This is a genomic window from Dyadobacter sp. CY351 (assembly GCF_021502625.1).
Lineage (GTDB): Bacteria > Bacteroidota > Bacteroidia > Cytophagales > Spirosomataceae > Dyadobacter > Dyadobacter chenhuakuii.
Map to the genome: position 1 here is coordinate 284,374 of NZ_JAKFFU010000006.1, position 11,834 is coordinate 296,207.

General features: G+C 49.8%; 8 protein-coding genes. All 8 read left to right on the plus strand.

What is annotated here, in order from left to right:
- Positions 1 to 4 precede the first annotated feature (4 nt).
- The 8 genes from L0660_RS13690 to L0660_RS13725 all read left to right on the plus strand — a co-directional run bounded on the left by L0660_RS13690 (position 5) and on the right by L0660_RS13725 (position 11,811).
- Entirely contained in the window at positions 5 to 1,819 is a 1,815-nt protein-coding gene (locus L0660_RS13690) for a RagB/SusD family nutrient uptake outer membrane protein (protein ID WP_235159971.1), read from the plus strand.
- Positions 1,820 to 1,832: 13 nt separating this feature from the next.
- Positions 1,833 to 2,891, plus strand: coding sequence for a glycoside hydrolase family 43 protein (locus tag L0660_RS13695; protein WP_374759189.1), 1,059 nt, complete (start codon positions 1,833 to 1,835; stop codon positions 2,889 to 2,891).
- Positions 2,892 to 2,940: 49 nt separating this feature from the next.
- Positions 2,941 to 4,029 (plus strand): Gfo/Idh/MocA family protein, encoded by a 1,089-nt coding sequence (locus L0660_RS13700; RefSeq protein ID WP_233796434.1) that lies wholly within the window; start codon positions 2,941 to 2,943, stop codon positions 4,027 to 4,029.
- Between the two features lie 38 nt (positions 4,030 to 4,067).
- The gene (locus tag L0660_RS13705) at positions 4,068 to 6,500 is read left to right on the plus strand and encodes a glycosyl hydrolase family 95 catalytic domain-containing protein (protein ID WP_235159972.1); all 2,433 of its coding nucleotides are present in this window, start codon (positions 4,068 to 4,070) and stop codon (positions 6,498 to 6,500) included.
- A gap of 33 nt (positions 6,501 to 6,533) precedes the next feature.
- On the plus strand, positions 6,534 to 8,213 hold the full coding sequence (locus tag L0660_RS13710) for a glycoside hydrolase family 43 protein (protein WP_235159973.1): 1,680 nt from the start codon (positions 6,534 to 6,536) through the stop codon (positions 8,211 to 8,213).
- A 9-nt stretch (positions 8,214 to 8,222) separates the two neighbouring features.
- A complete protein-coding gene (locus tag L0660_RS13715; RefSeq protein ID WP_233796431.1) occupies positions 8,223 to 8,735 on the plus strand; it encodes a VOC family protein in 513 nt (170 codons plus the stop codon).
- A 61-nt stretch (positions 8,736 to 8,796) separates the two neighbouring features.
- The gene (locus tag L0660_RS13720; protein WP_409013402.1) at positions 8,797 to 10,707 is read left to right on the plus strand and encodes an alpha/beta hydrolase-fold protein; all 1,911 of its coding nucleotides are present in this window, start codon (positions 8,797 to 8,799) and stop codon (positions 10,705 to 10,707) included.
- An 18-nt stretch (positions 10,708 to 10,725) separates the two neighbouring features.
- Entirely contained in the window at positions 10,726 to 11,811 is a 1,086-nt protein-coding gene (locus L0660_RS13725) for an endo-1,4-beta-xylanase (RefSeq protein ID WP_235159975.1), read from the plus strand.
- The last annotated feature ends 23 nt before the right edge of the window (positions 11,812 to 11,834 follow it).

Below are 11,834 nucleotides of genomic sequence, written 5' to 3' on the forward strand. Positions count from 1 at the left end.
GACTATGAAATCCATAAAAAACATTATAACAGCAGCCTTAATCGCCTCATTGAGTACGGGTTGCGAAAAGGTGCTCGAAGAACATCCGCAATCTCAGATCGTTCCTACCTATTTCAACAGCCCGGCGGGTGTGCTGGGCGGCATCGCCGGGGTTTACAATGACATCCGCGGTCAGTGGGGAACCGAAGGTTTCACGGTTGAAATGCAGGCCGGGACCGACGAATTCATTCAGGGCGTGAATGGCGGCGGAGGTCCGGCTTACACTTACAATGGTCTCAACAGCAGTAACTTCGGCTCGGCTTGGGGCGTTGCTTTTCAGGACATTAATACATTGAACGGCGTGCTGCAATACGGCGCAACCATTGATCTGCCCGAAGCCACACGGAAGCAATATCTGGCGCAAGCGAAGTTTTTGCGGGCATTCTGGTATTTCTATCTTGTACAGACCTGGGGCGATGTTCCCTTGCATACCGAGTTTATCACCGTGCCTTCGCAAGCCGCATCACGCCAGCCGGCAGCGGACGTGTATGCGCTCATCATCCAGGATTTGACAGAAGCAGCCGCCGACTTGCCTAACCAGCCAACGGCTCCTTTCCTGGGCAAAGCCGCCACCAAACCCGTAGCGCAACTCTTGCTCGCAAAAGCATATCTGACACGCGGCTGGCTGAACAACACGGCTTCCGATTTTACACAAGCCGCAACGATCTGCGACGACATTATTGCCAAAAAAGCGGACTACGGGCTGGATCTCTGGCAGGATTACGGCGATGCATTCGTGCCTGCCAATGATTATGGCAAAGAAACGATGTTTGTCAGTGACCACGTGCTAGACCCGAAATACGGCTATTACCAGGTCGGCGGACAGGCTGGGGGTGGAGCAGCGCAAAATCTGAGCCCATGGTTCACCAACTGGAATTACCCGAATAACAGCGGCATCAATTCGATTAAAAATGCAGCAGGCGCTTTTGTAAATAATGGCACTTCTGGCATGATCCGGGATTCCTATTATGGCCGTCCGTATGTTCGGATGCGTCCGAATTCAGATAAAATCGCCAACGGGCCTCGTGCAGGCAAGAACTATTTTCTGGATCAGGCATTTACCAACCGCAAGGTGGATTCACGTTATGCCAATTCCTTTTACACGGTTTATATTTCAAATACTGCGGTGAAAAATGAGGCAAATACTGCCAATAACCTCCGCGGGATTTCCTATACGACGGTTCCCGGCGTGGACACGGCCGTTTGGCTGCCCGATTATGAAGTGCCGGGTGCACCGCAGTTTGTGGGAACGAGGCCGTTCAAGGGCATTGTGGTGCCGCCAAGTCTTTGGAACAACGGTATTTTCCCTGCTTTGAAAAAATTCATGGATCCAAGCCGTGGCGCCAATTTCAATGATCCTTCCACACGCCCGGCTGTTCTGTACCGCTTTTCAGATGTGTATATGACCGGCGCCGAGGCCTATTTCAAGGCAGGTAACAACGCCAAAGCAGCCGCATTGATCAATGTGGTAAGACAGCGCGCCGCATTCCGCAAAGCAAATACAACGGCCGAAAATGCCGCCGCCGCAACCGCTATGACGCTCACCGCAGCACAGGTTACGCTGGACTTTATCCTTGACGAACGCAGCCGTGAGTTTTTCGGCGAATGGCAGCGCTGGCATGATCTGGTGCGGACCCGCTCGCTCGTGCGCAGGGTGCAGGAGTGGAACCAGGAAGCAGCACAATATGTGAAAGATTTCAATATGCTGCGCCCCATTCCCCAGTCGCAGATTGACCGGGTCGTAGAAGGTCCGAAGTTTCCGCAAAATTCCGGATATTGATAAAAAAATTCAAATGATGATAAATCGTAATGCATTAGCAGTAATATCTGCGTCGTTGCTGGCCTTCGGTGGCCTCGGAATTCAAACCACTTTCGGTCAGGGAACCAGCATTAAACCGCTGGTCACCGACCTCTACACCGCCGATCCGTCGGCCCACGTTTTCAACGGGAAGATCTACATTTATCCATCCCACGACATTGAGGCCGATGTGCCGCAGGACGATGAGGGCGGGCACTTTCAAATGCGCGATTACCACGTTTATTCCATGGATAAGATCGGTGGTAAAGTAACAGACCACGGTGTGGCGCTGGATGTAAAAGATGTCCCCTGGGCCGGTAAGCAGATGTGGGCGCCTGACGCTGCATTCAAAAATGGCACCTATTACCTTTATTTTCCTGTCAAAGACAAGGAGGGCGTCTTCCGCATGGGTGTGGCCACCAGTAAATCACCAACTGGTCCGTTCAAGGCTGAGCCTCAGCCGATGAAAGGAAGTTACAGCATCGATCCGGCCGTTTTTACAGACACGGACGGTAAAAGTTACATGTATCTGGGAGGGATCTGGGGCGGTCAATTGCAGCGCTGGCATACTGGCACCTATAACAAAAGCTTGATGACGGACCTGGGCAAAGGCCATGAAAATGAGCCTGCACTAAGCGCCAAGGTAGCAGCCATGAGCAATGATATGCTATCCTTCGCCGAGCCTTTGAAAGACGTTCAGATCCTGGATGAAAACGGGAAGCCAATCTTAGCGTCTGACACCAAACGCCGCTTTTTTGAAGGCGCCTGGATGCATAAATTCAATGGTAAATATTATTTCTCCTATTCTACCGGAGATACACATCTGCTATGCTATGCCGAGGGCGACTCTCCTTATGGGCCATTCAAATACAAAGGTGTGATTATGAATCCTGTAGAAGGCTGGACGACACATCATTCGATTGTTGAAGTCGAAGGCAAATGGTATATTTTCTATCACGATGCGGCGCTTTCAGGCAAAACGCATTTGCGCAATGTGAAGGTCAGGGAATTGCTAAGGGATGCCAGCGGGAACATTACAACCATCAATCCTTGACAAAGTAGGTGAACATTCCCTTTGGCTTATTAAATAAAAAAAACATCCTATGCATATCGAGAGGCGTGATTTCATATCAACATTGACACTGGCCGGGGCGGCCACATTATTCACAGGAAATTCCCTTCTGGCGTCCACAAATCCCAAAAAGGATAAACTGGGCATTGCGCTGGTCGGCCTTGGCTATTACAGCACGGACTTGCTCGCGCCCGCGCTGCAGATGACAGAGAAATGTTACCTGGCCGGCATCGTTACGGGCACCCCATCCAAAGCCGAAACCTGGAAAGCCAAGTACAACATTCCCGACAAAAACATTTACAACTACAAAAACTTCGACGATATCGCCAACAACCCGGATATCGACGTCGTGTATGTGGTTTTGCCGCCATCCATGCACAGGGAGTTTGTGGTGCGCGCTGCCAAGGCAGGTAAGCACGTATTTTGTGAAAAACCAATGGCTCCGTCCGTCGCTGATTGCGAAGCCATGATCCAGGCTTGCAAAGCCAATAAAGTAAAGCTCGCCATCGGTTATCGCTGCCAGCACGATCCGAACATTCAGGCCATTATGAAGATTGCCAAAGATCCTAAGTTCGGGAAAGTGAAAATGGTCAGCAGTGCGGCGGGTTATTTTGATGCGCGGACCGATCATTGGAAACAAAAGAAAGCATTAGGCGGCGGCGTAATGGGCGATATGGGTGTATATGCATTGCAAGGCGCCAGGCTCGCCACGGGAGAGGAGCCCATCAGTGTTTTCGCCCAGGCTTCCACAACCCGTCCCGACATTTATAAAGAAGTGGAAGAAACGATGATGTTCATGCTCGATTTCCCAAGCGGCGCCAAAGCATCCTGCCAGACAAGTTTTGGCATAAATATGAATTATCTGCAAGTGAATTATGAAAAAGGCTGGGCCAAGCTGGAACCGCAGTCGGGTTATAATGGCAATAAAGGCAGCTTGTCGGATGGGACAATCATCAATTTTCCTATAAAAAGTCAGCAGGCAAAACAAATGGATGAAGACTGCACTGCCCTGATGACCAACGCGGACCTTATCGCACCCGGCGAAGAGGGGCTGCGGGACATTCGTGTGGTAGAAGCGATCTATAAATCTGCTGCGAGCGGCAAAATGGTGAAAATCTGATGCGTTATTTTTTGAAGGAAGTCTTTTGCCTTTCGTTAATGGCAATAACGTTGACGGGTTATGCACAAACGCCCCGCGTGCAAAAGCTTTGGTATAAACAGCCTTCGGGCAAAATATGGGAAAATGCCTTGCCTGTCGGAAACGGCAGGCAGGGCGCAATGGTGTATGGCAATGTGGTGAATGAAACGATTCAGCTCAATGAACATACATTATGGTCGGGCGGACCAAACCGGAATGATAATCCCGAGGCGCTGGCTGCATTGCCGGAAATCCGCAAGCTGATTTTTGAAAATAAACAAAAAGAAGCCGAGAAGCTGGCCAACAAAGCCATCATTACTAAAAAATCACACGGACAAATGTTTCAGCCGCTGGGTGACTTGCGGCTGACATTTCCGGGTCACGATACTTTTACCAATTATTACAGAGAACTCGACATTGAACGCGCCGTGGCCAAAACCACTTACCAGGTCGATGGCGTCAACTATACCCGTGAAGTCCTGGCTTCATTCCCCGACCGCGTGATCGTCATCCGCCTCACCGCCGACAAGCCGGGTAAGCTGGCATTCAATGCTTCCTATGCCTCTTTACACAAAACGAAATCCATTAAAACAAACACCGCAAAAGACCTTACCATCGCCGGCACGACGCAGGATCACGAGGGCGTGAAAGGTCAGGTACGTTTCAAAGGGATTACCAGGATCAAAACCGAAGGCGGCAATGTGACCGCGAATGACACCGCACTCAATGTCGCCGGCGCCAATGCAGCGACCATTTACATTTCGATCGCGACCAATTTTAAGAACTATAATGACATCAGCGGCGACGAAAACGCGCTGGCTGCCGCTTACCTTGATAAAGCTGCATCCAAATCGTTCGCGAGCATGCTAAACCCGCACATTGCAGCTTATCAAAAATATTTCAAACGCGTCAAATTCAATCTCGGCACAACAGAACTGGGTAACTTACCGACTGATGAAAGACTGAAAAACTTCCGTAATGTGAATGATCCCGAACTGGTTACGCTTTACTATCAATATGGTCGTTACCTGTTGATTTCCAGCTCGCAACCGGGCGGCCAGCCTGCCAATTTGCAGGGGATTTGGAACAATAAAATGATGCCGCCGTGGGACAGCAAATACACCATTAACATTAATGCGCAGATGAATTACTGGCCGGCGGAGCGTACCAACCTGAGCGAGCTGCATGAGCCGTTTTTGAAAATGGTTGAGGAACTTTCGCAAACCGGAAAAGAAACGGCCAGGACCATGTACGGCGCAAGGGGCTGGATGGCGCATCACAATACGGATATCTGGCGCGCAACCGGCGCTATCGACGGTGCCTTCTGGGGCATGTGGATCGCAGGCGGCGGCTGGACGAGCCAGCATTTGTGGCAACATTATCTGTATCAGGGCGACAAGGCGTATCTCGCCAGAATTTACCCGATCCTGAAAGGCGCAGCTACATTCTATGCCGACTTTTTGATTGAACACCCCAAATACAAATGGCTCGTCGTAAACCCCGGAAGCTCGCCCGAAAATGCCCCGGCCGCGCACGAAGGCTCCTCGCTGGATGCCGGAACGACAATGGACAACCAGATCGCATTCGACGTTTTCAGCAGCACGATTCGTGCGGCCGAAATCCTGAAAAAAGACGCTGCATTCACCGATTCGCTTAGGCAAATGCGCAAACGCCTGCCGCCCATGCACGTAGGCCAGCACGGACAATTGCAGGAATGGCTCGACGATGTGGATGATCCCAACGATCATCATCGCCACGTTTCCCACCTGTACGGCCTGTTCCCATCCGACCAGATTTCCGCCTACCGCACACCCGAATTATTCGCCGCAGCACGCACCACTTTACTGCACCGCGGCGACGTTTCGACAGGTTGGAGCATGGGCTGGAAAGTAAACTGGTGGGCCCGTTTACAGGATGGTAACCATGCATTTACATTAATTAAAAGCCAACTTTCACCATTAGGCACGTCCAAGGAAGGGGGAGGCACTTATAACAACCTCTTCGACGCCCACCCGCCATTCCAGATCGACGGCAACTTTGGCTGCACCTCGGGAATTACTGAAATGCTCATGCAAAGCGCAGACGGCTCGGTGCATTTACTTCCTGCATTACCCGACGTCTGGCAAGCCGGAAACATTGGCGGCTTACTTGCGCAGGGCGGTTTTGAAGTGGTGAATATGGAATGGAAAGCAGGTAAGCTCACGAAAGTGCAGGTGAAATCGAAGCTCGGGGGAAACCTCCGGTTGCGGACGCCAAACACATTGAAAACGGCCAGCGGCAAGTCGCTAGGCCAAGCTTCGGGACAGAATGCCAATGCATTTTACCAGGTTGAGCCGGTTGCCAGCGCCGTGTTGTCTCCTAAGGCTAATCTGTCCGCGCCAACGATCAAGAAAACATTCCTTTACGACATTCCGACGCAGGCTGGCAAGTCTTATGTCTTTGTCGCTCAATAAGTTATTAGTATCAATGATTAAGGTCAAATTATAATGATCAAACGATTTATTTCTGCCGCTTGTGTTGCGTGGCTTTGCATGGGACAGCTTGTGTCGGCCCAAACGACATTGGTTAACCCTATCCTGACCGGTTTCTATCCCGATCCGAGCGTCGTGCAGGTTGGGGCGGATTACTATTTGGTGAACTCTACATTCTCCTACTTCCCCGGCATCCCGGTTTTTCACAGCAAGGATTTGAAAAACTGGAAGCAGATCGGCAATGTCATCGACCGGTCTTCACAAATGGATTTCATGGGTGAGAAGCTGACCAGAGGACTTTTTGCACCCGCGATCAGCCATCACAACGGCACATTTTATGTGACCTGCACGGACATTGACCATGACGGAAATTTTGTAGTTACGGCAAAAAATCCGGCTGGCCCGTGGAGCAACCCGATCCGCATTCCACAAGCCCGCGGCATCGATCCTTCATTGTTTTTTGATGATGATAACAAAGCCTATATCATTTACAACAGCGACGCGCCGGACCGTAAACCCTTGTATTCCGGCCACAGAACGATCCGGATCTATGAGCTGGATCCTGCCACAATGAAGGTTGTCGGCGAGGAAAAGCAACTTGTGAATGGTGGTGTGGATCTAAGCAAAAAGCCGGTCTGGATTGAAGCACCGCATATCATGAAGCGTAATGGCTGGTATTATCTGTACGCAGCCGAAGGCGGCACGTCGGTGAACCATACCGAAGTTGTTTTCCGCAGCAAATCGGTGTGGGGGCCATTTGTGCCTTATGAAAATAACCCGATATTAACCCAAAAGGGATTACCGGAAGACCGCAAAGATCCGATCACGTCAGCCGGTCATGCGCAGTTTGTAGATGGCCCGGATGGAAAAACCTACGCCATTTTCCTGGCCGTGCGCCCTTATGAAGGCAATTATTACAACACCGGCCGCGAAACATTCATCGCGCCAGTGGAATGGAAAAACGACTGGCCGGTGATTAACCCGCCGACAAAAAATGTGGATTACGAATACAAGGTCAATTATAAGGAAGTAAAACAAAAAGACGCGCTTCCGCAGGCTGGAAACTTCGCTTACACTTTAACATTTGAAAGCAAACTTGATCCTGCGCTGCTTTTCATGCGGACCATCGACAGCAGCTCCTTCGCTTTATCGAAGCAAAAAGGATTGACGATGAAGCTGAAACCCGAAACCATCATGGAACTGGGCAACCCTTCGTTCATCGGAAAACGCCAGCAGCATTTGTTCTGCACAACCGAAGTAGAACTCGATTTTTCTCCCAAATCAGAAAAAGAAAAAGCTGGCCTGAGCATTTTCCAGGATGAAGCACATTTCTATTTTTTGAGTAAATCAATAAAAGAAGGAAAGCCCATGGTGCAGCTTTTCAAAAGTGCTGCAACGGGAAAAGAAATGGAGTTAATGTCCGAAATGCCCGTTTCGGACGCTTCCAGGCCGGTTAAACTGCGCATTGTAGCAGAAGGCGACACTTACAGCTTCTATTTTTCCAAAGGCAGTTCCTGGGAATTGCTCAAAGACAAAGTCGACGCCAAATTCCTGAGCACCGAAGTCGCAGGCGGCTTTATCGGCTGTTTGTTCGGCATGTACGCAACCTCTTCAGGCGAGCCTACAACCAACTCTGCTTCATTCAAATACTTGAAATACAGCGGCAATGATCCTATTTTCAAAACAATTAAATAACTAGTGAATATGTCCACGTTTAAGAAGCTATTGACCGTTACAGCGCTGCTGATAGGCGGTTTTGTTCATGCGCAATCCAATTTTACCAGCAAATCCATCGGCGTAGGCGTCGTGGTAGCGGATATGCAGCGCTCCCTTGATTTTTACGTTAAAGGGATTGGCATGGTCAAAACCGGCAATTTTACGATTAATGCCGAATTCGGGAAAAGGGGCGGTTTGACAGGCGGTGAAGCCGTTGAAGTCAACATTCTGAAACTCGAAAATGGCCCCGAAGGCACGGATTGGAAGCTGATGAGCTTTGGCAAAAAGGCCAGTCATCCCAAACCTAAATTCATCCAGGACGATACAGGTCCGCAGTACATTACCATTCAGGTGAAATCTTTAACGCCCATTATCGACAGGCTGAAAGCGCAAAATGTGACTTTCCTCGGCAGCACGCCCACACCTCTGACCAAAGATTCGCACTTCGTCCTAGTTCAGGATCCGGATGGAACATTTGTGGAGCTGATCGGCCCTATGTAATCAGAATCATCACTAAACCAATATCTTTCAACAACCCATGAAACGATTTTTACCAATTCTAATGTGCCTCGCACTGCTGGCTCCCGTGAGTCAGGCGCAGGAGATTTTAAGAGAAATGCCGAAAGGGTACGACACGGCGCAGGCTGGTGTGGCGGCTGGAAATATCGATACGGTTCAGTATGATTCCAAAACGGTGGGGAACAAGCGTAAAATGCTGGTTTACACCCCTCCGGGTTTTAGCAAAAAGAAAAAGTATCCGGTTTTGTATCTGCTGCATGGCATTGGCGGCGATGAAAAGGAATGGCTGAAAGGCGGCAATCCGCAGTTGATCCTGGACAATCTGTATGCCGAAAAGAAAATTGAGCCCATGATCGTCGTTATGCCGAATGGCCGTGCGATGAAGGACGACCGCGCAACGGGCAACATTATGGCGCCCGATAAGGTGGCTGCATTTGCTACATTCGAACAGGATCTGCTCAAAGATCTGATCCCTTTTGTTGAAAGTAGATATCCGGTTTTGAAGGACCGCGAGCACCGTGCAATTGCGGGGCTCTCGATGGGCGGCGGGCAGTCTCTGAACTTTGGTTTGGGAAATCTGGATCAGTTTGCGTGGGTAGGAGGGTTTTCTTCCGCGCCGAATACGAAAGCGCCTGCCGAGCTGATGCCCAATCCGGAAGAGGCCAAAAACAAGCTGAAATTGCTTTTCCTATCCTGTGGCGATGAGGATCGGCTCATCACATTCAGCAAGCGGACGCATGATTATCTGTTTGAAAACAATGTTCCCCACGTTTTTTATATTGAGCCGGGCGTGCATGATTTCAAGGTTTGGAAAAATGGTTTATACATGTTTTCGCAGTTTTTGTTCAAACCGGTCGATGTTCCTTCTTTGACTAAATACACCATTCTGGGATCGCCCGCGGCAACGAACATCCGGAATGCAAAATATCCGCAAATCCTGCCGGACAACCGGGTTGTGTTCCGCACCAAAGCGCCTAATGCGCAAAAAGTCCAGGTGGATCTGGGCAAAAAGTATGATATGGTCAAGGACACCGCTGGCGTCTGGTCGGTAACGACGGATTCTATTGGTGAAGGCTTTCATTATTACTCGCTAATGATCGACGGCGTTGCAGTGGCTGATCCGGCCAGCGAGACGTTTTATGGAATGGGCCGCATGGCGAGCGGCATCGAAATTCCATTCCGCAACGGAGGTTACTATGCCATGCGCGACGTGCCGCACGGCGATATCCGCGTCAAAAAATACTTATCCAAAGCCAGCAACTCCTGGCGCGAAATGTATGTTTACACGCCTCCCGGCTATGACCAGTCTACCGAAAAATATCCGGTGCTTTATTTGTTACACGGAGGAGGCGAGGACCAGCGCGGATGGGCTACGCAAGGGAAAACCAATCTGATTCTCGATAACCTCATTGCAGAAGGAAAAGCCAAACCTATGATCGTGGTCATGATGGATGGAAACCTTGGCAGTCCGATTGGGCCGGGCAGCATGGCCACAGCCGGTGACGGTTTTCTCAAAGTATTTGAAAATGAGCTGAAACAAGGAGCCGTTCCGTTCGTCGAAAGCACATTCCGGGTGCAGGCTGACGCCGCACACCGCGCATTGGCAGGCTTGTCCATGGGTGGCATACAGACATTATACGCGGGAGTCAAAAACACGGACATGTTCTCGTCCCTGGGCGTTTTCAGTTCCGGGTGGTTTGCCAACAACGACGCATTATCCGGCCCGCATTATGCATTTGCCAAAGACAATGCAAAGACGATCAACAGCAACCTGAAAAACTTCTGGATCTCCATGGGTGGCGAAGCGGATATTGCCTACAAAAACTGCAAGATCATGCTGGGCAAGTACGACGAGCTGGGCATTAAATATCAATACAGCGAATATCCCGGCGGGCATACGTGGCCGGTGTGGCGTCACGATCTGCATGGATTTTCGCAGGTTTTGTTTAAATAATCGTTCATCAACATTGTTATGGTAAATCAATCACTATTAAGCACTTGGGTCAAGACAGTTGCGGTATCGGCTGCGTTGTTGTCGTCCACCAATCTTCTGGCGCAAAAATCGCTTAAAGAAGCATATAAAGATTATTTTCCCATCGGCGTCGCCGTTTCACCCAGAAGCGTGGCCGGGCCGGAAGCGGAATTGATCAAGCAGCAGTTCAGCAGCCTAACGCCTGAAAATGCAATGAAAATGGGGCCGATCCATCCTGAAAAAAATGTATACAACTGGAAGGATGCCGATGCCATTGTTGCATTCGGGGAAGCCAATGGCATTAAGGTGCGCGGTCACACGCTTTGCTGGCATAACCAGACGCCCAAGTGGTTCTTCACCGATTCACTCGGTGCGCAGGTTTCGCGGGAAGAATTGCTGGCACGTCTGAAACAGCACATTACCGATGTAATGACGCATTACAAAGGCAAGATTTACGCCTGGGACGTTGTTAATGAGGCTGTTCCCGACACGGGCAAAGGCATTTACAGAGAATCCAAATTTTACCAGATCATAGGCGAAGATTACATTGAAAAAGCATTCGAATACGCCCACGCCGTGGACCCGGATGCAAAGCTTTTTTACAATGATTATAACACGGAGAGCGCGGTTAAAAGAAACAAGATCTTTCAATTGGTCACAAAATTAAAAGAGAAAAATGTCCCGATTCATGGCGTAGGATTGCAGGCACATTGGTCAATTTATGAACCGACACAGGCCGAGCTGGAAGAGTCGATCATGCAGTTTGCCAGCTTAGGTCTGGCCGTTCAGATTACGGAGCTGGATGTTTCAGTTTACCCCAAAGAACATGAACGAAGACAAAAAAAGGAGGGCGAAGGAAGCACATTTACGCCGGAAATGGAGCAAAAGCAGGCAGCACATTACAAAATGATTTTTGACACATTCAGAAAGCACAAAGGAGCGATAACTGGCGTCACATTCTGGAATGTTTCGGACAAAACGACGTGGCTCGATAACTTTCCCGTGCCGGGCCGTAAGGATTATCCGTTGCTTTTTGATCAGAATTTTAAACCCAAGAAGGCATTTGACGGCGTTGTGAATTTTTAAAAAGCTATTTCTAAATATATCCA